Genomic DNA, 21,931 nt, shown 5'->3' on the forward strand with positions numbered 1-21,931 from the left:
CCCCTCGCGCGTCGGTCGGAGCGGGCTTCAGAACTTGTTGCGCGGGGTGATGCCCAGCGACATGCCGGACAGGCCGCGCTGACGGCCGCCCAGCTTGCCGGCGATGGCGCGCAGCGCGCTGCCCGCCGGGGACTCGGGGTCGGTCAGGACGACGGGCTTGCCCTCGTCGCCGCCCTCGCGCAGCCGGACGTCGATCGGGATCGAGCCGAGCACGGGGACGTTCGTCCCCGTGGTGCGCGTGAGGCCGTCGGCGACGAGCTGGCCGCCGCCCGTGCCGAAGACGTCGACCATCTCGTCGCAGTGCGGGCAGGGCAGCCCGGACATGTTCTCCACGACGCCGACGATCTTCTGGTGGGTCTGCACGGCGATCGAGCCCGCGCGCTCGGCGACCTCGGCGGCGGCCTGCTGGGGCGTCGTCACGACCAGGATCTCGGCGTTGGGCACGAGCTGGGCGACGGAGATCGCGATGTCGCCGGTGCCCGGCGGGAGGTCGAGGAGCAGCACGTCGAGGTCGCCCCAGTAGACGTCCGCGAGGAACTGCTGGAGGGCCCGGTGCAGCATGGGGCCGCGCCAGACCACGGGCGCGTTGCCGGGGGTGAACATGCCGATCGAGATGACCTTCACGCCGTTCGCCGACGGCGGCATGATCATGTTCTCGACCTGGGTGGGCTTGCCGTCCGCGCCCAGCATGCGCGGGACGCTGTGGCCGTAGATGTCCGCGTCGACGACGCCGACCTTCAGCCCGTCGGCCGCCATGGCGGCGGCCAGGTTGACCGTCACGGAGGACTTGCCGACGCCGCCCTTGCCGGAGGCCACCGCGTAGACCCGGGTCAGGGAGCCGGGCTTGGCGAAGGGCACCTCGCGCTCGGCCTGTCCGCCGCGCAGGGAGGCGGCCAGCTCACGGCGCTGCTCGTCGCTCATCACGTCCAGCTCGACGGAGACGCCCGTGACGCCCTCGACGCGCGAGACGGCCTCGGTCACCCGGCTGATGATCGTCTCCCGCATGGGGCAGCCGGACACCGTCAGGTAGACGGCCACCGCGACCGAACCGTCCGCCGCGATCTCCACCGATTTGACCATCCCCAGGTCGGTGATGGGTCGCTGGATCTCGGGGTCGTTGACCGTCGCGAGCGCGACGCGGATCGCGTCCTCGCCCGGCGCGGCGGTGCCGTACGTGTCGGTAGCCATAGGACTGATGGTACGGCGCGTCGTAGGGCGCGAGGAAAGCCTCTCAGCGGTCGCGTTCCTCACTCTCCTCCGGGAATACGCGGCGCTCTTCCAGCTCCTTGACCAGCTCCTGGAACTCCGAGCGGATCCAGTCGCGGGTCGCGACCTCGCCGAGGCCCATGCGCAGCCCCGCGATCTCCCGCGTCAGGTACTCGGTGTCCGCGATGGACCGCTCGTTCTGCTTGCGGTCCTGTTCGAGATTGACGCGGTCGCGGTCGTCCTGCCGGTTCTGGGCGAGCAGGATCAGCGGGGCCGCGTACGACGCCTGGAGGGAGAGCATCAGGGTCAGGAAGATGAACGGGTAGTTGTCGAACCGCAGGTGCCCGGGTGCGCTGGTGTTCCACACGACCCACAGGATGATGACGACGGTCATCCAGACGATGAACCGGCCGGTGCCCAGGAAGCGGGCGATCCGCTCCGAGGTGCGGCCGAACGCCTCCGGGTCGTACTCCGGCAGCCAGGTCCGCCGCTGTGGGCGGGGCAGGTCCAGGCGCACCCGCGGGGGCGTGTGCGCCCGCTCACGCTCACGCTCCCGCGCCTCGCTGCGGTGCTCCGCGCGCTCAGCGGCGCCCATCGGCGGCCTCCGGCAGTTCGCTCATGCCCGGGGCGCCGTAGTGCAGCTCGGTCTCGCGCCAGTCGTCGGGCAGCAGGTGGTCCAGCACGTCGTCGACGGTCACGGCGCCGAGCAGCGAGCCGCTGTCGTCCACCACGGGGGCGGAGACCATGTTGTACGTCGCCAGGTAGCTGGTCACGGCCGGCAGCGGGGTGCCGGGCGGCAGCGGCCGCAGGTCGGTGTCGGTGAGCGATCCGACGAGCGTGAACGGCGGGTCCCGCAGCAGCCGCTGGAAGTGCACGGTGCCCAGGTACTTCCCGGTCGGCGTCTCGTCCGGCGGCCGGCACACGTAGACCTGCGCGGCGAGCGCGGGGGAGAGGTCGGGGTTGCGTACGCGTGCGAGGGCGTCGGCGACGGTGGCGTCCGGGCGCAGCACGATCGGCTCGGTGGTCATCAGACCGCCCGCGGTGCGCTCCTCGTACGCCAGCAGCCGGCGGACGTCCGCGGCGTCGTCGGGCTGCATCAGGGTCAGCAGCCGCTCCTTCTCCTCCTCGGGCAGCTCGGAGAGCAGGTCGGCCGCGTCGTCGGGGTCCATGGCCTCCAGGACGTCGGCGGCGCGCTCCTCCTTCAGCTTGCCGAGGATCTCGATCTGGTCGTCCTCGGGCAGCTCCTCCAGGACGTCCGCCAGCCGGTCGTCGTCCAGCGCCGCGGCGACCTCCGCGCGGCGCTTGGGGGAGAGGTGGTGCAGGACGTTGGCCAGGTCGGCGGGGCGCAGCCGCTCGAAGGTGGCCAGCAGGTTCTCGGCGCCCTGCCCGTGCTCCTCCAGCGAGAAGCCGGTGACGGCGGACCACTCCACGGTCAGCGCCTCGCCCTTGCGGCGCAGGGCCCCGCCCTTGCCGCGCCGGACGAAGACCTTGTCGATCTCCCAGTCGCGGCGGGCCGGCAGCTGGGTGATCGACACGTCGAGGACGGTCACCTCCTCGCCCCCGTCGACGAGCTTCACCCGCCGGTCCAGCAGCTCGCCCAGGATCAGCGTCTCGGTGGGGCGCTGCTCGAAGCGCCGCATGTTCACCACGCCCGTGGTGATGACCTGCCCGGACTCCACCCCGGTCACCCGGGTCATCGGCACGAAGATCCGGCGGCGGCTGACGACCTCCACGACCAGCCCGAGCACGCGGGGCGGACGGCCGCCGACGCGCAGCATCGCCACGACGTCGCGGACGCGGCCCACCTGGTCGCCGTTGGGGTCGAAGACCGCCACGCCCGAGAGGTGCGACACGAACACCCGGGCGGCGCCTGCTGCCATGGCCGCGCACCTCCTCCTGTGTCCGATTCAGGCTAACGTGACCGGCTTCGCCCTGGCGCGGGAGAGACGGCCGTCCGGACTCCTGACTTCCGCTCCCGGGCGGCCCGGGTACGCTGCCGTATCCCACCGGTAACAGGAGGCAAGAGCAGAGGTGCGAACCCGGAACGCGGCTCTCGTGGGGGCCCTGTGCGTGGGCCTGTCCGCGGTGCTCACGGCCTGCGGCGGGACCGAGGACCCCGACGCGGGGACCAACGGCGTCGGCAAGCTCGAACCCGCCGCCATCCAGGACAAGGCCCGCACGGCGGCGCGCGGCGCCCAGGCCGTCCACCTGTCCGGCAACATCGTCAGCGAGGGCCGTACGTACCGCATCGACATGCGGCTGAAGAACAACGGCGGGGCCGGCCGGGTCTCCTCCTCCGGCGCCGCCGCGTTCGAGCTGCTGCGCGTGGGGGACGACCTGTACCTGAAGGCCCCCGCCGGCTTCTGGTCCCGGGGCTCCTCCCCGTCGCCCACCGCCAAGGCGGACCCGGCGGCCGCCGCGGGCAAGCTCGACGACAAGTACGTCAAGGTGCCCGCCGACGACCCCTCGTACCAGCAGCTCAAGGGCTTCACCGACAAGAACGTCCTGCTCGACGGGCTCATCGGCCTGCGCGGCAAGCTCGCCCGCGGCGCGCACGGCACCGTCGGCGGCGTCCGCACGATCCACGTCACCGGCTCCGGCGGCGCCGGCGGCACGCTGGACGTCTCCCTCACCGGCACCCCCTACCCCGTGCGCGTGCAGCGCGCGGGCGGCGCGGGCCAGCTGGAGCTGGGCGACTGGGGCAAGGACTTCGCGCTCGCCGTGCCGGACAAGGGACAGACGGTCGACTACGGCAAGCAGCTGCAGATCCCGGGGGCCTGACCCCGGCCGTCCGGCGACGGAGGGCCCAAGGCCCCGGTGGCCGGGGCCCCGGTCACGGCGAGGAGCGGGCAGGGGGGGATCAACGCCCCTTCCGGCCCCTCCTCAGGAGCTTGGGCAGCGCCGCCGGCATCGGATGCCGCGTCGTCGCCGGCGTCGGCAGCGGGACCGCGGCCAGCGAGTCCGAGGGAAGGTTTGAGGACGCCCCCGTCGGCGCGAGCCGCAGCACCCGGCAGGACCCGGCCCACCGCTCCTCCAGCCCCTCCGCGTCCGGCGCGTTCAGCCGCTTCCCCTTGAGCTCCGCCACCACCGCCGTCCACGCCTCCTCGCGCGGCGCGAGCTCCGTGACGGCCGCCGTCCACGAGACGATCCGGCCGCCCTTGTCCTTGCTGCGCACCGTGACGGTCGCCGTCGCACCCCCGGTCAGGCCGAGCCCGTCCAGCGGCTGTTCGCCGGGGCCGCCGACGACGTACGCGGCGCCCTCGTGCCAGACGTGCCACAGGGCCCGGCTGGGCCCGGCCGGGCCCTGCACCCAGATGAGACCGGACTTCTTGGTGGCCTCTTCGATCAGCGCCTGCGTCATCGTCATGAGCCCTACCTTATGCGCGCCCCCTACGCTGAGGACGTGAGTGCTGCCCGTACGCGACGCGACGCGCTACCGACCTCCCAGGCCCCCCGCGTCCCGCGGAGCGCGCCGGTGCCCGCCTCCGCCGCGGCCGTCCGTGCGGACCTCCTCCTGCTCGCCCTGGCCGTCGCCGGGGTCTCCCTCTCGGCCCCCCTGATCGCCGCCACCGCGGCCCCCGCCCTGGCCATCGCCTTCTGGCGCAACGCCATGGCCGTGGGCGCGCTCACGCCCTTCGTCCTGCTGCGCCGCGGCAGCCGCGCCGAACTGTCCGGCATCGGCCGTCGTCCCGCGCTGCTCGCCGTCGCCGCCGGGGCCCTGCTGGCCCTGCACTTCGGGATGTGGCTGCCGAGCCTGCACATGACCTCGGTCGCCTCCTCGACCGCGCTGGTCACCACCACCCCCGTCTGGACGACGCTGCTCCTGCGCCTGAGCGGCCACCGCCCGCCCGCGCTGGTGTGGGCGGGCACCGCCCTGGCCTTCCTGGGCGTGCTGATCCTCACCGGTGTCGACCTGTCGATGTCCCCGCGCGCCCTCGCCGGCGACGCCCTGGCGCTCGCGGGCGGCATCGCGGGGGCCGGGTACGTCCTGCTGGGCGCGGAGGTGCGCCGGACGGCGAGCACGCTCGCGTACAGCTACGTCTGCTACGGCACGACGGCCGTGCTGCTGCTGGCCGTCTGCCTGGCCTCCGGCGCCTCCCTCGGCGGCTACGACCCGCGGACCTGGCTCAAGCTGGCCCTGCTGACGCTCACCGCGCAGCTGCTCGGGCATTCCCTGATGAACCGCGTGGTGAAGGGCCTGGGGCCGTCCGTCACGTCCACGGCCATCCTGCTGGAGACGCCGGGCGCGGCCCTGATCGCGGCGCTCTGGCTGGGCCAGCTGCCGGCGGCCGCGGCCTACCCCGCCCTCGCCGTGATCATGGCCGGCCTGGCGCTGGTGGTCCTGGGGGACCGGCGGAAGGAGCCGGCCGTCGTGCCGGAGACCGGGGTCTGACCCGGGTCCAAGAGCCGCCCGTCACCCGTTCGGGGGCCGGTTCACAGCCAGCCGTTGCGCTTGAAGCCCCGGTGGATGGTCACACAGATGGCGACCGTGACGACCATGACCGCTGGGTAGCCGTACTTCCAGTGCAGCTCCGGCATGTAGTCGAAGTTCATGCCGTAGATCCCGGCGATCATCGTCGGGACGGCGAAGATGGCCGCCCATGAGGTGATCTTGCGCATGTCCTCGTTCTGGGCCACGGACGCCTGCGCGAGGTTGGCCTGGAGGATCGAGTTGAGCAGGTCGTCGAAGGACACCACCTGCTCGTGGACCCGCGCGAGGTGGTCGGCGACGTCCCGGAAGTACTTCTGGATGTCGGGGTCCACCAGCCGCATCGGCCGCTCGCTCAGCAGCTGCATCGGCCGCATCAGCGGGGTGACCGCCCGCTTGAACTCCAGCACCTCGCGCTTGAGCTGGTAGATGCGGCCCGCGTCGCCACCCCGGCGCGAGCCCTTGCTGGGCTCGGAGAAGACGTCGATCTCCACCTCGTCGATGTCGTCCTGCACGGCGTCGGCGACGGCTATGTAGCCGTCCACCACCTGGTCGGCGATGGCGTGCAGCACCGCCGAGGGGCCCTTGCCCAGCAGCTGGGGGTCGTCCTGCAGACGGTGGCGCAGCGCGCGCAGCGAGCCCTGGCCGCCGTGCCGGACGGTGATGATGAAGTCCGGGCCCGTGAAGCACATCACCTCACCGGTCTCCACCACCTCGCTGGTGGCGGTGAGTTCGGCGTGCTCGACGTAGTGGATGGTCTTGAAGACGGTGAACAGCGTGTCGTCGTACCGCTCCAGCTTGGGCCGCTGGTGGGCGTGGATGGCGTCCTCCACGGCCAGCGGGTGCAGCCCGAACTCCCGCGCTATCCCGGCGAACTCGTGCTCCGTCGGCTCGTGCAGGCCGATCCAGGCGAAGCCGCCGTCGGCCCGCACCCGCCGCATCGCCTCGGCCGGGCTGACGTGGCTGCTGGCGCGCTTGCCGTCGCGGTAGACGGCGCAGTCCACGACGGCGCTGCCCGCCGAGGGGTCACGGGTGGGGTCGTAGCCGCCGCCCTGGACGGGCACCCGGCGCAGGGCGGGACGGACGGCGGCACGCAGGTCGCGGATCATCGACATGGCTGGCTCCTTCACGGGCCGGCCGTCAGTGCGGGGCACGGCGCAAACGCTGCCTGAAACGTAGACGTGGGGCGGCGGCCGCGGGCCGGCGCGTGGAGATACGTCCGCAAATCGGGCGGCGCTTCGTGCGATGCGTGGGCGCTGACGGCAGTTCGCGGGAAACTTCGCAGAGAACGCAGATAACACGGAACAAAGTGAGAGGCAGGCGCTCTTCCGCCAAGTGCTGCGGGCGTGAAGGGACTTCCGTGAAGAACGCCGGCGGGCGTGCCGGTCGTCGGAAGGCTTCAGATCACCGGGTGAGGTGCGTCCGGAGCGGGAGGGCGGGAGAACTGTCGGTACTGCACGGTCGACTAGGATCCACCGCAGCCCCACCTCCTCCGGCCGGTCCCCGCTGAGGGACGATCGTCACTCCCTGACCAGAGGCCAAGGCGAGTCAAGGCTAGCAGCCGCTCACCGCGTCAAGGCCCCCCTTTGCCTGTTCGATACGCGTTCTATGCTCACTGCATGTCAGACGTTCTCGCACTGGTCGAGGCCCGGCTGCTGACGGCCCTCGGTGAACCGGACGCCCGCGCCGGGGTGACCTTCCTGGGCGCCGACCGCATCGAGGTCCTCCGCTTCCCCGGGGCCGACGACGGCGGCGACGTCGTCCGCTACGCCACCCTCGGCATGTCCGCCCAGCCGATGAGCGACCCCACGGCCGCCGTCGCCGACCCGCTGCGCGGTCCCCGCGCCGAGCTGGTCCTCAGCGTCCGCCGGGGCCGCGCCGACACGGACAAGGTCCTCAGGCCGCTCGCCGTGCTCGCCGCGTCCCCCCAGGTGGAGGGCGTCGTGGTCGCGCCGGGCGCCTCCCTGGACACCGGCGAGCCGCTGTGGCCGGACGCGCCCTTCACGTCCGTGCTCGTCGCGGAGCCGGGCGGGCTCGTTGCGGACCTGGAGCTGGACGACCCGAGGGACCCCGTGCGGTTCCTCCCCCTCCTGCCCATGACCCCGAACGAGGCCGCCTGGAAGCGCGTCCACGGTGCCGCCGCCCTCCAGGAGCGGTGGCTGCGGCACGGCACGGACCTGCGCGACCCGCTGCGGGCGGGCGTCCCGCTCGACTGATCGCATGGGGCCCGGAGGCCCGAAGCGTACGGAAGTGCCGACTCCGGACGGGTGATCGTCCTTGACGCGGGGGCGGCCTGGTAGGACCGTTGGAGGCTATGAGGGGCGAACCCAGTTGCCCGAAGTGCGGTGGCCGGGTGCGTGCGCCCGGTCTCTTCGCCGACTCCTGGCAGTGTGCCGTGCACGGCACCGTGCACCCTCTGCAACCGGTCGTGCCGCCCAGTGTCGAAGCGCTGGGCGTCGTGGTGGGCAGGGCCCACGTGCCGGTCTGGATGCCCTGGCCGCTGCCCGTCGGCTGGCTCTTCACGGGCGTGGTCTGCGCGGGCGACGACCGCAGCGGAGGGCGGGCGACGGCCGTGGCCTGCACGGGCCCCAGCCCGCTCGGCGGCCCCGGGGAACTGCTCCTCGTGGCGGAGGAGCTGGGCGTCGGCCTCGGCGCGCGCTACGCCGGCATCGACGGCCCCGACCCCGGCCCCCACATGTGCGTCAACCGCTCGCCCGACGCCAAGGTCCACGCCGCCGGCCGCCCCACCCCCCTCTGGAACGTCGAGGGCGCGCCCGACGACCGGGCCGTCTTCGCGGGCGAGGCGTGCGGGCTGTGGCTGTGGGCGGTCGTCTGGCCCGAGCGGTCGGGACTGCTGATGTACGACGAACTGGTGCTCACCGATCTGCGCGACGCGGGGGCCGAAGTGGACCTGCTGCCCTGCGGGGCGCTCTCGCCGCGCATCCTGGCGCCTTAGCGGGCGGTCCGAAGGCGCTGCGCGCCCCCTCGCCCCCTCGTCAGCGCCGGGCTTTGTTCGAACGACGGTTATCCTGAACCGGTCCTGCCCGTTCGTCCGCCGTTGGGAGCCCGTGCCGTGCGCATCGACCTGCACACCCACTCCACGGCCTCCGACGGCACGGACACCCCCGCCGAGCTGGTCCGCAACGCGGCCGCCGCCGGGCTGGACGTCGTCGCGCTGACCGACCACGACGGAGTCGGCGGCCACGCCGAGGCCCTCGCGGCCCTCCCCGCCGGTCTGACCCTCGTCACCGGCGCCGAGCTGTCCTGCCGGCTCGACGGCGTCAGCCTGCACATGCTCGCCTACCTCTTCGACCCCGCCGAGCCGGAGTTCGCGCGCGAGCGCGACCTGGTGCGCGACGACCGCGTGCCCCGCGCCCGTGCCATGGTCGCGAAGCTCAACGACCTCGGCGTGCCGGTCCGCTGGGAACGGGTGCTGGAGATCGCCGGCGTCCCGGGCGACGCGCGGGAGGTCACCGGCGTCGCCGTCGGCCGGCCGCACATCGCCAGCGCCATGGTCGAGCTGGGCGTGGTCGCCACCGTCTCCGACGCCTTCACGCCCGAGTGGCTCGCGGGCGACGGCCGGGCGTACGTCGAGAAGCACGAGAGCGACCCCTTCGAGGCGATCCGCCTGGTGAAGGCCGCCGGCGGAGTCACCGTCCTCGCGCACCCCCTGGCGCTCAAGCGCGGCCAGTGCGTGTCCGAGAGCGCGATAGCCGAGCTGGCCTCGGCCGGACTCGACGGCGTCGAGGTGGACCACATGGACCACGACGCCGCCACCCGCGCCCGGCTGCGCGGCCTCGCCTCCGACCTCGGTCTGCTGACGACCGGTTCCAGCGACTACCACGGCAGCCGCAAGACCTGCGGGCTCGGCGACTTCACGACCGACCCGGAGATCTACGGCGAGATCACGCGCCGCGCGACGGGCGCCTTCCCCGTCCCGGGCGCCGGCGGCTGACCCGCCCTCACCCCGGCGCGTACGCCATGAGGCGTGCGGCGCCCTCCTCCGCCCGCACGCCGGTACCTCGCACCTCCTCGCACCTCCGCTGCCTCGCGCACGGACGGGTGGTGGGTGCATCCACTCTCGTCCTGCTCCTCACTCCCCCTCCCTCACTCGCACCACTCGCGCAAGGCCCTCACTGTGTTCGACATCGCTGTCTTCGGATCCCTCTTCCTCACGCTGTTCGTGATCATGGATCCCCCCGGCGTCACGCCGATCTTCCTCGCCCTCACCGCGGGGCGCCCCGCCAAGGTCCAGAAGCGGATGGCCTGGCAGGCGGCCGCGGTCGCCTTCGGCGTGATCACCGTCTTCGGCATCTGCGGCCAGCAGATCCTCGACTACCTCCACATCACCACGCCCGCGCTGATGATCGCGGGCGGGCTGCTCCTGCTGCTGATCGCGCTCGACCTGCTGACGGGCAAGTCCGAGGAGCCGACCCAGACGAAGGACGTCAACGTCGCCCTCGTCCCGCTGGGGATGCCCCTGCTGGCCGGTCCCGGTGCGATCGTCTCGGTGATCCTCGCGGTGCAGCACGCGGACTCCTTCGGGGCCCAGGTCTCGGTGTGGTGCGCGATCGCCGCGATGCACGTGGTGCTGTGGGTGGTGATGCGGAACTCGCTGCTGATCATCCGTGTGATCAAGGACGGCGGTGTGGTGCTCGTGACGAGGCTCGCGGGCATGATGCTCTCCGCGCTGGCCGTCCAGCAGATCATCAACGGCATCACCCAGGTGATCGACGCCCACTGACGCCGCCCCGGGCGCCGCGTGACGCGGAACACCCCCGTACGGTCGCCGTACGGGGGTGTCGTGTCTGTGGTATCCGGTAGGCGTTACCGGACGGTGGGGTCGGCTGGGCGGATGTAGATGCGCTGGCCCGTCAGAGCGGCCTGCTGCACGATCCGGTTGACGGAGGCGGCGTCGACGACAGTGCTGTCGACGGCGGCGCCGTCGATGTCGTCCAGGCGCATGATCTCGAAGCGCAAGGCTTCTCCCTTCGTCTGATCCTCCTGAGGAGAACTCCCACATGAAAAGTGACGCGCGCGGCGACGTTGCCGTGCGTTCCATATGTGTCCAACGAGGTGACCGAGGCAAACATTCCCTACGCTAAAGAAATTATTGACATGACTAATTACTGGTCGGTAGATCCAAGCCGCGGCACCGGCCCCGGCCCCCAGTACCTCGCGGAGATCGCCGCGGGGATCGAACGCACCAACGAGCTGCTCACCCGCGTCCTCGCCGAGGTGGCCACCACCCCCGCCACCCATGCGGTCTTCGCCGACGCCGGCTACGTCTACGCCGCGGCCGGCCGCCTGGTCACCGGCACCGAGGACCGGCGGACCTTCGAGCTCGACGCCGAGGGGCTGATCGAGGCGTTCATCGACAAGGCGCGGTCGATCTTCCCCGACAGCAGGCTCCTGCGCGTCTACTGGTACGACGGCGCCCGCCGCCGCATCCACACCGCCGAGCAGCAGGGCATCGCCGAGCTGCCCGACGTCAAGGTGCGCCTGGGCAACCTCAACGCCAACAACCAGCAGAAGGGTGTCGACTCCCTCATCCGCACCGACCTCGAGTCCCTCGCCCGTCACCGCGCCATCAGCGACGCGGTGCTCATCGGCGGCGACGAGGACCTCGTCTCGGCGGTCGAGGCGGCGCAGGGCTACGGCGCCCGCGTCCACCTGTGGGGCATCGAGGCCGTCGGCGGGCGCAACCAGGCCGAGGCGCTGCTGTGGGAGGTCGACAGCCAGCGCACCTTCGACCTCGAGTTCTGCAAGCCCTACGTGACGCGGCGCACCGGCTACGAGCCCCCCGTCGAGGAGCGGGCCGTCCAGGGCCCCGCGCCCTCCCGCGAGGACGTCCGCTTCGTGGGCGCCCGGGTGGCGGCCCAGTGGCTGGGCTCGCGCGGCCGGGCCTCCCTGGCCGAGCTGCTGCCCGGGCACCCCTACCTGCCGGGCGGTGTCGACCAGGAGCTGCTGGTGGAGGCCGAGGCGCTGCTGGGGCTGTCGCTGCGCGGCCACGCGGAGCTGCGGCGCGCCCTGCGGGACGGCTTCTGGGACCACCTGCGCGCCCAGCTCTGACCGGGACCCGGCGCGCGGACCGTTGAATCGTCCGCGTGACGAACCCGGTGTGGTCCGCGCGTGCCGGAATGCGCGGGCGACACGCGAGTGGAACCCTGAACAGGGGGTGGTCGCCGCACGTCCGGACGGCCTCCCACCGATCCTGGGTTCTTCGACAGCAGAAACGAGGCGATCGGCCATGGCGGCCACGGACCGCGCGGGGCTGGGAGCGCCCTGCTGGGTGAGCCTGCTGACCGGTGACCTCACCGCGGCACAGAACTTCTACGGCGCCGTGATGGGCTGGACCTTCCGTAAGGGATCCCTGGGCGAGGGCTTCGCCGTGGCGCTCAAGGACGGGAAGCCGGCCGCCGGCATGGGCGACGTGGCGACGCGCATGGGCGTGCCCGTCTCCTGGACCTGCTACTTCGCCATCGACGACGCGGATCTGGTGTCCTCCCGGGTCCGTGAGCGCGGCGGCACGGTCGCGGTCGGCCCGCTGGCCGTGGGCAAGGGCCGCGTGGTGCTGGCAGCCGACCCGGCGGGGGCGGTCTTCGGCTTCTGGCAGGGCGAGAACCTGCCCGGCTGGCGCATCGGCGGCGGCGAGGCGCCGGCCTGGCTGGAGCTGCGCACCCGCGACGCCTTCGCCATGGCCATGTTCTACGGCGAGATCTTCGACTGGGCCGTCGACCGGCCCGACCGCTGCGAAGTCCGCTACGAGGACGAGGCGGTGACCGTGCGGGCCGGCGGCTCCACGGTGGCCTGCATCCGGGGCGGCGCCATCGAGGCGGACCCCGACCCGCGCATCCGGCCCCGCTGGCACGTGTACTTCCGCGTCGACGACGTCGAGAAGGCGGTGGAGTCGGCGCTGGGAGCGGGCGGCGCGGTCGTCTCCGAACCGTCGCACACGATGGTCGGGCGGGAGGCGACCCTCCGGGACCCGCAGGGCGGACTGTTCACCGTGACGGAGGGGTCGTCCTGCTAGACCTGCGGTCGGTACGCCCTGTCAGCCGGCCAGCTCCCAGAACAGCGCGAGGGCCTCGGCCGTGACGGCCGGGCGCTCGGCGGCGGGGGAGTGGCCCGCGCCCGGCACGACCGTGCGGTGGGCCGACAGCTCCTTGGCCATCGCGTCGATCTCCGGCACGGGCCAGGCGTAGTCCAGCGCCCCGGACAGCACGTGCTTGGGCAGCCGCACCCGCGCCAGCTCGGCCGTGCGGTCCGGCTCGGTGGTCAACTGGCGTCCGACCGCCATGAGTTGCTCGGGCGTCGTCTTCATCCAGCGGCTGTACAGGAACTCCGCCAGCGCCGTCGGGGTGTCCTCGTCGGCCGCGTTCTCCGCGTCCTCCTTGCGCATCTCCTGCCACACGGCGTCCATGTCCAGCACGGCCAGTGCCTGGATCAGCCGCCGGGTGCGGACCTGCTGCATCGGGGAGATCGCCCCCTTGCCGTTGCTCATGAGCGTGAGCGAGCGGAACGGCGACGCGTCGGTCAGCACGGCGGCCCGGGCGACGATCCCGCCGAAGGAGTGCCCGAGCAGATGCACCCCGCCGCCCAGCGCCGCGGCCTGCGCCAGCAGGTCCAGGGCCAGTTCGCCCCGCGCGTAGGCGCTCTCGTCGCGCGGGCCGGAACTCTCGTGCTGTCCCCGCCCGTCGACGGCCACGACCCGGTACCCGGCCGTCGCCAGCGGCTCCAGCACCCCGATGAAGTCCTCCTTGCTGCCCGTGAACCCCGGTACGAGCAGGGCGGTGCCGCGCGGGACCCCGGCGGGGCGCGCGTCGTGCACGGCGAAGTCGCCGCGCTCGGTGGGGAGACGGTACGCGTCGGCGCACGCGGGCAAGGTGAGGGTCGGCGGCTTGCTCATGGCACGAGGCTAACGCGCCGGAGCCGGCCGGACGGCGGGAGTGCGTACGCCGACGGCCGGCCCCCCGAAGGGTGACCGGCCGTCGGCTCGGTGTTCCGCGGACGCCGTTACGCGTCGGCCTTGGCGGCGCGGGTCCGCTTCGGCTTGGCCTCGCCGCCCTCGACCGGGGCGGCGGCCTTCTTGGCGGTGCGGGTGCGCTTGGGCTTGACCTCAGCGGCCTCCGCGGCCTCGGTGACCTCGGCGGCGGCGACGGCCTTCTTGGCGCGCGTCCGCTTGGGCTTGGCCTCCGCGAGGATCTCGGCCTCGGGGGCCTCGACCGGGGCGGCGGCTTTCTTGGCGGTGCGGGTGCGCTTGGGCTTGACCTCAGCGGTCTCCACGGCTTCGGTGACCTCGGCGGCGGCGACGGCCTTCTTGGCGCGCGTCCGCTTGGGCTTGGCCTCGGCCTCGACAGCCTCGGGGGCCTCGGCGGCGGCGACGGCCTTCTTGGCGCGGGTGCGCTTCGGCTTGGCCTCGGTGGCTTCGGCGGTGTCGACGGCGGCTTCGGCCTTGGCGGCGGCGGCCTTCGTCGTACGGGTCCGCTTCGGCTTGACCTCAGCGGCCTCCGCGGCCTCGGGGGCCTCGGCGGCGACGGCCTTCTTGGCGCGCGTGCGCTTCGGCTTGGCCTCGGCCTCGACAGCCTCGGTGGCCTCGACAGCGGCGACGGCCTTCTTGGCGCGCGTGCGCTTCGGCTTGGCCTCGGTGGCTTCGGCGGTGTCGACGGCGGCTTCGGCCTTGGCGGCCGTGGCCTTCGTCGTACGGGTGCGCTTCGGCTTGGCCTCAGCGGCCTCCACGGCCTCCACAGCCTCTGTGGCCTCGGGGGCCTCGACCGGGGCGACGGCCTTGGCCGCACGCGTACGGCGCGCCGGCTTCGTCTCCGGCACCTCGACGACCTCGACGGCCTCTACGGTCTTGACGGCCTCTACGGTCTCGACGACGGCCTCGGCGGCAGCCGCACCCCGCGTCCGACGACGCCGGGACCTGGCCGGAGCCTCGGGCTCCACCACAGCGGCGGCCTCGGCGACCGGCGCGGCGGCCGCGGGAACGGCCTCCAGCACGGCCGTGGCGGCCGGAGCCGTCGACGCGGCGGCACCCGAGCCACCGCGCGTGCGGCGGCGGCGACGCGGACGCACAGGCGTCTCCGGGGCGCCGGACGGCGCCTCGGCGGTCGTCCTCTCGGTCGAGGGGGCGTCCGTCGCCTGGGCCAGGTCCGTCCCGCCGCGCGTGCGGCGGCGCTGGCGCGGAGTGCGGGTACGGGCCGGACGCTCTTCTTCCACACGGGCGCGGCCGTCACGGCGGCCGTCACGGCCGCGTCCGCGGCCGCCCGGCTCGCCCAGGTCCTCGATCTCCTCGGCCGCGAGGCCGGCCAGCGTGCGCTCGGAGCGCGGCAGGATGCCCTTCGTGCCGGCGGGGATGTTCAGCAGCTCGTACAGGTGGGGGGACGTGGAGTACGTCTCCTCCGGCTCGTCGAACGGCAGGTCCAGCGCCTTGTTGATCAGCTTCCAGCGCGGGATGTCGTCCCAGTCGACCAGCGTGACGGCCGTACCCGACTTGCCCGCGCGGCCGGTGCGGCCGATGCGGTGGAGGTAGGTCTTCTCGTCCTCGGGGGTCTGGTAGTTGACGACGTGCGTCACGTCGTCCACGTCGATGCCGCGGGCGGCGACGTCGGTGCAGACCAGGACGTCGACCTTGCCGTTGCGGAACGCGCGCAGCGCCTGCTCGCGGGCGCCCTGGCCCAGGTCGCCGTGGACCGCGCCGGAGGCGAAGCCGCGACGGGTGAGCTGCTCGGCGATGTCGGCGGCCGTCCGCTTCGTACGGCAGAAGATCATCGCGCGGTTGCGGCCCTCCGCCTGGAGGATGCGGGAGACCATCTCCGGCTTGTCCATGTTGTGGGCGCGGAAGACGTGCTGCGTGATGTTGGCGTGGGTCTGGCCCTCACCCTCCGGCGAGGTGGCGCGGATGTGGGTGGGCTGGGACATGTAGCGCCGCGCGAGCGAGATGACCGCGCCCGGCATGGTGGCCGAGAAGAGCATGGTCTGCCGCTTGGCCGGCAGCATGGTGATGATCCGCTCGACGTCGGGCAGGAAGCCCAGGTCGAGCATCTCGTCGGCCTCGTCCAGGACGAGCGCCTTGACGTGCGCCAGGCTGAGCTTCTTCTGGCCGGCGAGGTCGAGCAGCCGGCCGGGCGTGCCGACGATCACGTCGACGCCCTTCTTGAGCGCCTCGACCTGGGGCTCGTAGGCGCGGCCGCCGTAGATGGCCTGGACGCGGACGTTGCGGACCTTGCCGGCGGTGAGGAGGTCGTTGGTGACCTGCTGGCAGAGCTCACGGGTGGGGACCACGATGAGCGCCTGGGCGGCGTCGGTCAGCTGCTCGGGCTTGGCACGCCCGGCCTCCACGTCCGCGGGGACGACGACGCGCTCCAGCAGGGGGAGGCCGAAGCCCAGGGTCTTGCCGGTACCCGTCTTGGCCTGGCCGATGACGTCGGAGCCGGAGAGGGCGACCGGGAGCGTCATCTCCTGGATGGGGAACGGATTGACGATGCCGACGGCCTCGAGCGCCTCGGCGGTTTCGGACAGAATCCCGAGTTCGCGGAATGTAGACAGAGTCTTGCCTCTTCTGTGAGACGCGGCGCGAGGCGGCGAAGGGGGTCGTACGTGGGGAACGTACTGACCGCGCCTGGGTACTGAGCCGGCCACAGGATGGGGCCGGGCGGCGCGGGACCACTGCCTTCGCTCGAGCACACGTGCCGCGAGCGGATCCCTCCCGGTGCATACGTCTCGTACGTACCGCGTGGAGGGCGGTCGGTTGTGTGGAAGCCGATCGGGCCACCGACCGGGCATCCGCTGGAGCCCCGGAGAGTCGCCTCCAGAGGGCACAGCATGGGTGCGGCCCGCCGAATACTCGGCTGGCCCATTAGCACTGTACCCCGGAAAGGCGCATGTGTGTCCGGACAATCCGGTGTCCGGATCAGGAGGAACTGTCTGACCAGGGGCTTCCTCGTGTCGCGCGGCGGGCTATCGTTCGCTTCATGGAGACGTCCGACACGCCTGAGACCGCCATCGAGCCCACCGGTATCGCCGCCCAGGACTGGGCCCACGCGTCCGCCGACCCGCAGTACCGGGCGGCCGTCGTGGACCTGCTGGGCGCCCTCGCCTATGGCGAGCTGGCCGCCTTCGAGCGGCTCGCGGAGGACGCCAAGCTGGCGCCCACGCTGGACGACAAGGCCGAGCTGGCCAAGATGGCCGCCGCCGAGTTCCAGCACTTCCAGCGGCTGCGCGAGCGCCTGGAGGCGATCGAGGTGGAGCCGACCGGCGCGATGGAGCCCTTCGCGGCGGCGCTGGACGAGTTCCATCGCCAGACCGCGCCCTCGGACTGGCTGGAGGGCCTGGTCAAGGCGTATGTGGGCGACTCGATCGCCAGTGACTTCTACCGCGAGGTGGCGGCCCGCCTGGACTCCGACACCCGGGCGCTGGTGCTGGGTGTGCTCGACGACACGGGCCACGCGTCGTTCGCGGTCGAGAAGGTGCGTGCCGCCATCGAGGCCGAGCCGCGGGTCGGCGGGCGCCTCGCACTGTGGGCGCGTCGCCTGATGGGTGAGGCGCTCTCCCAGGCGCAGCGCGTGGTCGCCGACCGTGACGCGCTGTCGACGATGCTGGTGGGCGGCGTGGCCGACGGCTTCGACCTCGCGGAGGTCGGGAAGATGTTCTCCCGGATCACCGAGGCGCACACCAAGCGCATGGCCGCGCTGGGCCTGGCGGCCTGACAGGGGCGGGGAGGACACCGCGCCCCACCGGGTCCCCGCGGGTCCGCTCAAGCCGTGGCTGATCGGCGGGCCCGGCTCCCCGGCCGCAGCAGCAGGGACACCAGGGCCACGGCCACGCCCAGCGCCACCGCGAGGACGGCGAGGGTGTGGCCCGCCCCCAGCACCGAGTGCGCCAGCAGCGCGCCGAACAGCGCGGAGGCGGGGCCGGTGGAGAGCGCGAGGGGGCGCGAGCGGAACTGCCCGAGGCGCGCGGGAAGCCAGCGCAGGGCTCCGTAGGAGACGGCCAGGCCGATGAGGACCGAGCCGAGCGCTTCCCAGAGAATCATTGGTCGTTACCTCCCGTGCCATGGCCGAGAAGCGGGTGCAATTCGGTCGTAGCGGTCTTACCCCGGGACCGGGGCGGGCAACCCTCGGTCCGATCATCGGTGTGACGCCCGCCACGGTGGCCGCGACAACCGGGACGACGGCGGGGACGACAACGGCGGGGCCCGGTGAAATCCTCCCCGGTGCCCCGCCGTTGACCGTCTCGCGTCACATGACCGAAGCGGGTCACATCGCGCCGAACCCAACCTTCCGGACGGTCGGCTCACCGATCTCCACGTACGCCAGGCGCTCGGCCGGGACCAGGACCTTGCGTCCGCGGTCGTCCTCAAGGCTCAGCAGCTGCGCCTTGCCGACGAGCGCGTCGGCCACGGCGCGCTCGATCTCGTCGGCAGACTGCCCGCTCTCCAGAACGATCTCGCGCGGCGCGTGCTGCACGCCGATCTTGACCTCCACGGCTACTGTCCCTCCGAAGGTGTGCGGTCCCCCTGGCGTGTCCCAGGGGAGATAGGGCGCGGTCAGCCGCGCCGTACGTCCCACACATTAGCCCGGCGAGGGAGCCCGCCGGGCCGGTCCCCGCACGCTCGCAGCGAACACGGCGCGCGGGCGGCCCGCACCCGGCGGGGGGTCAGTGCTGCTCGTGCCCGACCTTCGGGAAGCCCGCGATGCCCCGCCACGCCAGCGACGTCAGCAGCTGCACCGCGGTCTCGCGCGGCACCGCGCTCTCGCTGGAGAGCCAGTAGCGGGCCACCACCTGCGAGACGCCGCCCAGCCCCACGGCCAGCAGCATGGCCTCGTCCTTCGACAGGCCGGTGTCCTCGGCGACCACCTCGCTGATCGCCTCGGCGCACTCCAGCGAGACCCGCTCGACGCGCTCGCGCACGGCCGGCTCGTTGGTCAGGTCCGACTCGAAGACCAGCCGGAACGCGCCGCCCTCCTCCTCGACGTAGGCGAAGTAGGCGTCCATGGTGGCCGCCACGCGCTGCTTGTTCTCCGACGTGGACGCGAGCGCGGTGCGCACGGCCTGGAGCAGGTTCTCGCAGTGCTGGTCCAGCAGTGCGAGGTACAGGTCCAGCTTGCCGGGGAAGTGCTGGTAGAGGACCGGCTTGCTGACCCCGGCGCGCTCGGCGATGTCGTCCATCGCCGCGGCGTGGTACCCCTGGGCCACGAAGACCTCCTGGGCCGCGCCCAGGAGCTGGTTGCGTCGGGCTCGGCGCGGCAGGCGCGTGCCTCGCGGGCGCGCCTCGGTCTGCTCGATGGCTGTCACGCCGCCTCCCATGTTCGTTCCGTGCACGGTGTGCACCGCGCCCGCCATCGTACTTTTGGGTAACCGGGCCGTGCGTGGTCGGAGCGGAGAATTTCACGGACCGGCCGCTGTGGGAAGTCGACAATTACCTGACAAACACCCCAGGACGGCCGGGTCACCCCTTCTTTCGGTGGGGATCCGGAGGTCAGCGGTAGTCGTCCTCGTTCAGCTCCACCACCCGGGCCTGCTCGGCGCGATCGGCCTCGTCGGCCTCGTCCGTGTCCCGGACGGCCGGCCGCTCGTCGCGCCGGGGAGCCAGGTCGGCGCGCTGCTCGGCGGCGTCCGCCACCGGCGCCTCCACGTCCTCGGTGATCTCGACGACGACCGCGTCGTCGTCTTCGAAGGTCTCGGGGTCGGTCGGATCGACAGGCATGCGGGATCCCTTCCAGCATCCAGGATGAGCGCCCTCGTACTCCTTGGTAAGAAGCCTAGGAGACGCCGCCTCCCACCGCCAGGCGATCTGTGAGCGCCGCCACAGGGGTTCCGGCGTGATCGTCTCGTAACATTGCCCGCATGTCTTCGACCGAGTCGCCGGATGCCCACGCCGTGCCCGTGGTGCCTCCCGCGCGGCCCTCGCAGGTCAGCGAGGGGGAGAAGGTCCGCACCGTGGCCCTGCCCGGCATCACCCTGAGCGTGCGCTCCCGCCCGCCCGGGCGCCCCGGCCTGCCGCCGGCGCTCTACGTCCACGGCCTCGGCGGCTCGTCGCAGAACTGGTCCGAGCTGATGGAACAGCTCGCGGACGTCGTCGACGGCGAGGCGCTGGACCTGCCCGGCTTCGGCGACGCGCCGCCGCCGGCCGACGGCGACTACTCGATCACCGCGTACGCCCGCGTCGTCATCCGCTACCTCGACGCCTCCGCCCGCGGCCCCGTCCACCTGATCGGCAACAGCATGGGCGGCGCCGTCGCCACCCGGGTGGCGGCCGTCCGGCCGGACCTGGTGCGCACCCTCACGCTCGTCTCGCCCGCCCTGCCCGAGCTGCGCCCGCAGCGCACCGCGATGCCCACCGGGCTGCTCGCCGTCCCGGGCGTCATCTCGCTCTTCGCCCACATGACCCGGGACTGGACCCCCGAGCGGCGCACGCGCGAGGTGATGGCCCTCTGCTACGGCGACCCCTCGCGGGTGACGCCGGAGGGGTTCGCCCTGGCCGTCGCGGAGTACGAGCGAAGACTCCAGCTCCCCTACTTCTGGGAGGTCATGGCCAAGTCGGCCCGCGGCATCGTCGACGCCTACACGCTCGGCGGACAGCATTCGCTGTGGCGCCAGGCGGAGAAGGTCCTTGCCCCTACTCTGCTCGTGTACGGAATGCGCGACCAGCTCGTCTCCGTCCGCATGGCCCGCCGCGCGAGCAAGGCTTTCCGCGACTCGCGGCTGCTGACGCTGCTCGAGACGGGTCATGTCGCCATGATGGAGGACCCGGACGCGGTGGCTCGCGCCTTCCGGCAACTCCTCACGGACACCGCAACGACATCTGAACGGAGCGCCCCGCCCCGTGGGTAAACACAGCGCACGCGCCGACCGGGCCCGCACCGGGTCCGCCGCCGCGCCCGGTACGGGCCGCCGTCGTGCCCCGGAGGGCACCGGCCGTCCGGCCGTGCCGCACGATCACGAGGCCGCGCCGCCGGTGCCCGGCCCCGGCCCGGGGCGCCGTCGCGGCGTCTCCTCCGAGCGGGAGGCCGCGGACCTCGCGGCCGACTTCGACGCGCTCTTCACCGCCGGCCTCGGCGCGGCGGGTCATCCCCAGGCCGGCTTCGGCCAGGACCACGGCTCCGCCGCCGGCCCCGGCGAGAACCCCGCCGCTGAGCCGCCCGCCCGGCCCTCCGCACGCGCCGGCCACCCCGAGCAGCAGCGCGACGCGGCGGCCGGCTGGGGCGTCATCGGCGCCCAGCGCGCCCAGCGCGGCCAGGGTCAGCCCGCCGCCCGGCAGCCCGCCGGCCCCACGCACTTCACCACCGGTTTCACCCCGTCGGGCAGCCCCGGCCCCCGCGACGGCGGGACCGGCACCCGGGGGCGCGTCCCCGAACCCCGGCGTGCCCCCGGGCACACCCCCTCCGGCAACGGCCGCGGTCCCCGCGGCTCGGGCCGGGCCGTGGCGCGGACGGTCACCGGGGTGGCCGCCGCCATGGTGACCACCGTGCTGGCCGTCGTCATCGCCGGGCAGGTGCACAAGGGCGCGGGCGACCGGACGGAGGCCAGCGCCGCGGACCTCCGGCGGAGCGACCCGGACGCCGCTTCCCGCTCCGACAGCAGGCCCACGCCGAACGGCGGCGCCGCGGTGCCGGCGACGTACGAGCAGAAGATGGCGAAGAAGTACCCCCTGGACGCCACAGCGGGGGCGTCCGGTGAATTCATGCCCGTTCCGGGCGGCGACAAGGCCCCCGGATCGGGTGAAGTCATGCGCTACCGCGTTGACGTGGAGAAGGGGCTGCCGCTCGACGGCGAGCTCTTCGCCACGGCCGTGCACCGGACCCTCAACGACGACCGCAGCTGGGGCCACGGCGGCAAGCGCGCCTTCGAGCGCGTCTCCTCCGGGGACGCCGACTTCGTGGTCACCCTGGCCAGCCCCCGGGCGACGGCCGCCTGGTGCGCCAAGTCGGGACTCGACACCACGGAGGACAACGTCTCCTGCGACTCGGCGGCCACCGACCGCGTCATGATCAACGCTTATCGCTGGGCGCAGGGTTCGCAGACCTTCGGCGACGAGATGCAGGCCTACCGGCAGATGCTCATCAACCACGAGGTGGGCCACCGGCTCGGTCACGACCACGAGTCCTGCTCGGCGGACGGCGCCCTCGCGCCCGTGATGATGCAGCAGACGAAGTTCCTCACCACCGACGGGAAGACCTGCCGCCCCAACCCCTGGCCGTATCCGGAGCCGGGTTCCGTTTCCGCTTCCTGAGACATCTGGTCTCCGTATGTGAGACAGCTTTGCCTGGCGGCGAAAATTCGTCCAATGTT

At 72.9% G+C, this 21,931-nt stretch carries 23 protein-coding genes; 11 read left to right on the forward strand and 12 right to left on the reverse strand.

Translation table 11 applies throughout. The features are described from left to right. Nucleotides 1-27 precede the first annotated feature (27 nt). The 3 genes from CYQ11_RS20770 to CYQ11_RS20780 are packed head-to-tail and all read right to left on the reverse strand — an operon-like array spanning nucleotide 28 to nucleotide 3,086. Nucleotides 28-1,188 (reverse strand): Mrp/NBP35 family ATP-binding protein, encoded by a 1,161-nt coding sequence (locus CYQ11_RS20770; protein WP_099201321.1) that lies wholly within the window; start codon nucleotides 1,186-1,188, stop codon nucleotides 28-30. 43 nt (nucleotides 1,189-1,231) lie between these two features. Beyond that, nucleotides 1,232-1,801 (reverse strand): DUF1003 domain-containing protein, encoded by a 570-nt coding sequence (locus CYQ11_RS20775; protein WP_099201320.1) that lies wholly within the window; start codon nucleotides 1,799-1,801, stop codon nucleotides 1,232-1,234. Further along, nucleotides 1,788-3,086 (reverse strand): magnesium transporter MgtE N-terminal domain-containing protein, encoded by a 1,299-nt coding sequence (locus CYQ11_RS20780; protein WP_099201319.1) that lies wholly within the window; start codon nucleotides 3,084-3,086, stop codon nucleotides 1,788-1,790. Before CYQ11_RS20780 ends, CYQ11_RS20775 begins: the two co-directional genes overlap by 14 nt. 151 nt (nucleotides 3,087-3,237) lie before the next feature. Between CYQ11_RS20780 and CYQ11_RS20785 the strand changes: the two genes are divergently transcribed. After that, nucleotides 3,238-3,987 carry a hypothetical protein gene (locus tag CYQ11_RS20785; protein WP_099201318.1) on the forward strand — a complete coding sequence of 250 codons (750 nt, stop codon included), beginning with the start codon at nucleotides 3,238-3,240 and terminating at the stop codon, nucleotides 3,985-3,987. Nucleotides 3,988-4,066: 79 nt separating this feature from the next. On the opposite strand, the gene CYQ11_RS20790 is transcribed toward CYQ11_RS20785, so the two are convergent. Further along, nucleotides 4,067-4,573, reverse strand: coding sequence for a hypothetical protein (locus CYQ11_RS20790; protein WP_099201317.1), 507 nt, complete (start codon nucleotides 4,571-4,573; stop codon nucleotides 4,067-4,069). Nucleotides 4,574-4,609: 36 nt separating this feature from the next. Between CYQ11_RS20790 and CYQ11_RS20795 the strand changes: the two genes are divergently transcribed. After that, the gene (locus tag CYQ11_RS20795) at nucleotides 4,610-5,599 is read left to right on the forward strand and encodes a DMT family transporter (RefSeq protein ID WP_240003578.1); all 990 of its coding nucleotides are present in this window, start codon (nucleotides 4,610-4,612) and stop codon (nucleotides 5,597-5,599) included. A 41-nt stretch (nucleotides 5,600-5,640) separates the two neighbouring features. On the opposite strand, the gene corA is transcribed toward CYQ11_RS20795, so the two are convergent. Beyond that, entirely contained in the window at nucleotides 5,641-6,750 is a 1,110-nt protein-coding gene (gene corA, locus CYQ11_RS20800; protein ID WP_099201315.1) for a magnesium/cobalt transporter CorA, read from the reverse strand. A gap of 504 nt (nucleotides 6,751-7,254) precedes the next feature. On the opposite strand from corA, the gene CYQ11_RS20805 reads away from it, so the two are divergent. The 4 genes from CYQ11_RS20805 to CYQ11_RS20820 all read left to right on the forward strand — a co-directional run bounded on the left by CYQ11_RS20805 (nucleotide 7,255) and on the right by CYQ11_RS20820 (nucleotide 10,379). Then, nucleotides 7,255-7,851: a suppressor of fused domain protein gene (locus CYQ11_RS20805; RefSeq protein WP_099201314.1), complete on the forward strand. Its 597-nt coding sequence runs from the start codon at nucleotides 7,255-7,257 to the stop codon at nucleotides 7,849-7,851. 98 nt (nucleotides 7,852-7,949) lie between these two features. Then, nucleotides 7,950-8,591: a DUF6758 family protein gene (locus tag CYQ11_RS20810; RefSeq protein ID WP_099201313.1), complete on the forward strand. Its 642-nt coding sequence runs from the start codon at nucleotides 7,950-7,952 to the stop codon at nucleotides 8,589-8,591. 117 nt (nucleotides 8,592-8,708) lie between these two features. Continuing rightward, nucleotides 8,709-9,590, forward strand: coding sequence for a PHP domain-containing protein (locus CYQ11_RS20815; protein WP_099201312.1), 882 nt, complete (start codon nucleotides 8,709-8,711; stop codon nucleotides 9,588-9,590). 183 nt (nucleotides 9,591-9,773) lie between these two features. Beyond that, nucleotides 9,774-10,379, forward strand: a complete 606-nt coding sequence (locus tag CYQ11_RS20820; protein WP_099201311.1) for a MarC family protein — start codon at nucleotides 9,774-9,776, stop codon at nucleotides 10,377-10,379. 83 nt (nucleotides 10,380-10,462) lie between these two features. Here the strand turns inward: CYQ11_RS20820 and CYQ11_RS29675 are convergent, their stop codons facing one another. Then, complete coding sequence (locus CYQ11_RS29675) at nucleotides 10,463-10,615, reverse strand: DUF8834 family protein (protein WP_099201310.1); 153 nt, start codon at nucleotides 10,613-10,615, stop codon at nucleotides 10,463-10,465. Nucleotides 10,616-10,753: 138 nt separating this feature from the next. Between CYQ11_RS29675 and CYQ11_RS20825 the strand changes: the two genes are divergently transcribed. Both CYQ11_RS20825 and CYQ11_RS20830 read left to right on the forward strand, forming a co-directional pair. Beyond that, complete coding sequence (locus tag CYQ11_RS20825) at nucleotides 10,754-11,707, forward strand: NYN domain-containing protein (RefSeq protein ID WP_099201309.1); 954 nt, start codon at nucleotides 10,754-10,756, stop codon at nucleotides 11,705-11,707. Between the two features lie 178 nt (nucleotides 11,708-11,885). Further along, on the forward strand, nucleotides 11,886-12,668 hold the full coding sequence (locus CYQ11_RS20830) for a VOC family protein (RefSeq protein ID WP_099201308.1): 783 nt from the start codon (nucleotides 11,886-11,888) through the stop codon (nucleotides 12,666-12,668). A 21-nt stretch (nucleotides 12,669-12,689) separates the two neighbouring features. Here the strand turns inward: CYQ11_RS20830 and CYQ11_RS20835 are convergent, their stop codons facing one another. Next, nucleotides 12,690-13,544, reverse strand: a complete 855-nt coding sequence (locus CYQ11_RS20835; protein ID WP_099201307.1) for an alpha/beta fold hydrolase — start codon at nucleotides 13,542-13,544, stop codon at nucleotides 12,690-12,692. 107 nt (nucleotides 13,545-13,651) lie between these two features. After that, nucleotides 13,652-16,096 carry a DEAD/DEAH box helicase gene (locus CYQ11_RS20840; protein ID WP_207793750.1) on the reverse strand — a complete coding sequence of 815 codons (2,445 nt, stop codon included), beginning with the start codon at nucleotides 16,094-16,096 and terminating at the stop codon, nucleotides 13,652-13,654. Nucleotides 16,097-16,611: 515 nt separating this feature from the next. On the opposite strand from CYQ11_RS20840, the gene CYQ11_RS20845 reads away from it, so the two are divergent. Then, entirely contained in the window at nucleotides 16,612-17,346 is a 735-nt protein-coding gene (locus CYQ11_RS20845) for a ferritin-like fold-containing protein (RefSeq protein WP_099201306.1), read from the forward strand. Nucleotides 17,347-17,393: 47 nt separating this feature from the next. Here CYQ11_RS20845 and CYQ11_RS20850 read toward each other — a convergent pair whose 3' ends face one another. The 4 genes from CYQ11_RS20850 to CYQ11_RS20865 form a co-directional block, all read right to left on the reverse strand. After that, nucleotides 17,394-17,672 (reverse strand): hypothetical protein, encoded by a 279-nt coding sequence (locus CYQ11_RS20850; protein WP_181143728.1) that lies wholly within the window; start codon nucleotides 17,670-17,672, stop codon nucleotides 17,394-17,396. 223 nt (nucleotides 17,673-17,895) lie between these two features. Further along, on the reverse strand, nucleotides 17,896-18,123 hold the full coding sequence (locus CYQ11_RS20855; RefSeq protein ID WP_099201305.1) for a DUF3107 domain-containing protein: 228 nt from the start codon (nucleotides 18,121-18,123) through the stop codon (nucleotides 17,896-17,898). A gap of 172 nt (nucleotides 18,124-18,295) precedes the next feature. Further along, a complete protein-coding gene (locus tag CYQ11_RS20860; RefSeq protein WP_099201668.1) occupies nucleotides 18,296-18,934 on the reverse strand; it encodes a TetR/AcrR family transcriptional regulator in 639 nt (212 codons plus the stop codon). Nucleotides 18,935-19,118: 184 nt separating this feature from the next. Further along, complete coding sequence (locus CYQ11_RS20865) at nucleotides 19,119-19,346, reverse strand: hypothetical protein (protein WP_099201304.1); 228 nt, start codon at nucleotides 19,344-19,346, stop codon at nucleotides 19,119-19,121. A 140-nt stretch (nucleotides 19,347-19,486) separates the two neighbouring features. Here CYQ11_RS20865 and CYQ11_RS20870 point away from each other — a divergent pair, with 140 nt between their 5' ends. Both CYQ11_RS20870 and CYQ11_RS20875 read left to right on the forward strand, forming a co-directional pair. Further along, the gene (locus tag CYQ11_RS20870; protein ID WP_099201303.1) at nucleotides 19,487-20,473 is read left to right on the forward strand and encodes an alpha/beta fold hydrolase; all 987 of its coding nucleotides are present in this window, start codon (nucleotides 19,487-19,489) and stop codon (nucleotides 20,471-20,473) included. Then, nucleotides 20,466-21,872: a DUF3152 domain-containing protein gene (locus tag CYQ11_RS20875; RefSeq protein WP_099201302.1), complete on the forward strand. Its 1,407-nt coding sequence runs from the start codon at nucleotides 20,466-20,468 to the stop codon at nucleotides 21,870-21,872. The genes CYQ11_RS20870 and CYQ11_RS20875 overlap by 8 nt, the downstream gene beginning before the upstream one ends. Nucleotides 21,873-21,931: the final 59 nt, after the last annotated feature.

It is taken from the genome of Streptomyces cinnamoneus (assembly GCF_002939475.1).
Taxonomy (GTDB): Bacteria; Actinomycetota; Actinomycetes; order Streptomycetales; family Streptomycetaceae; genus Streptomyces; species Streptomyces cinnamoneus_A.

What these genes read in the sequence shown, in the direction of transcription:
- CYQ11_RS20770 (WP_099201321.1), bottom strand. Translation starts at nt 1,188, where the DNA reads ATGGCTACCGACACGTACGGCACCGCCGCGCCGGGCGAGGACGCGATC.
- CYQ11_RS20775 (WP_099201320.1), bottom strand. Translation starts at nt 1,801, where the DNA reads ATGGGCGCCGCTGAGCGCGCGGAGCACCGCAGCGAGGCGCGGGAGCGT.
- CYQ11_RS20780 (WP_099201319.1), bottom strand. Translation starts at nt 3,086, where the DNA reads ATGGCAGCAGGCGCCGCCCGGGTGTTCGTGTCGCACCTCTCGGGCGTG.
- CYQ11_RS20790 (WP_099201317.1), bottom strand. Translation starts at nt 4,573, where the DNA reads ATGACGATGACGCAGGCGCTGATCGAAGAGGCCACCAAGAAGTCCGGT.
- corA (WP_099201315.1), bottom strand. Translation starts at nt 6,750, where the DNA reads ATGTCGATGATCCGCGACCTGCGTGCCGCCGTCCGTCCCGCCCTGCGC.
- CYQ11_RS20805 (WP_099201314.1), top strand. Translation starts at nt 7,255, where the DNA reads ATGTCAGACGTTCTCGCACTGGTCGAGGCCCGGCTGCTGACGGCCCTC.
- CYQ11_RS20810 (WP_099201313.1), top strand. Translation starts at nt 7,950, where the DNA reads ATGAGGGGCGAACCCAGTTGCCCGAAGTGCGGTGGCCGGGTGCGTGCG.
- CYQ11_RS20825 (WP_099201309.1), top strand. Translation starts at nt 10,754, where the DNA reads ATGACTAATTACTGGTCGGTAGATCCAAGCCGCGGCACCGGCCCCGGC.
- CYQ11_RS20830 (WP_099201308.1), top strand. Translation starts at nt 11,886, where the DNA reads ATGGCGGCCACGGACCGCGCGGGGCTGGGAGCGCCCTGCTGGGTGAGC.
- CYQ11_RS20835 (WP_099201307.1), bottom strand. Translation starts at nt 13,544, where the DNA reads ATGAGCAAGCCGCCGACCCTCACCTTGCCCGCGTGCGCCGACGCGTAC.
- CYQ11_RS20840 (WP_207793750.1), bottom strand. Translation starts at nt 16,096, where the DNA reads ATGACGCTCCCGGTCGCCCTCTCCGGCTCCGACGTCATCGGCCAGGCC.
- CYQ11_RS20845 (WP_099201306.1), top strand. Translation starts at nt 16,612, where the DNA reads ATGGAGACGTCCGACACGCCTGAGACCGCCATCGAGCCCACCGGTATC.
- CYQ11_RS20850 (WP_181143728.1), bottom strand. Translation starts at nt 17,672, where the DNA reads ATGATTCTCTGGGAAGCGCTCGGCTCGGTCCTCATCGGCCTGGCCGTC.
- CYQ11_RS20865 (WP_099201304.1), bottom strand. Translation starts at nt 19,346, where the DNA reads ATGCCTGTCGATCCGACCGACCCCGAGACCTTCGAAGACGACGACGCG.
- CYQ11_RS20870 (WP_099201303.1), top strand. Translation starts at nt 19,487, where the DNA reads ATGTCTTCGACCGAGTCGCCGGATGCCCACGCCGTGCCCGTGGTGCCT.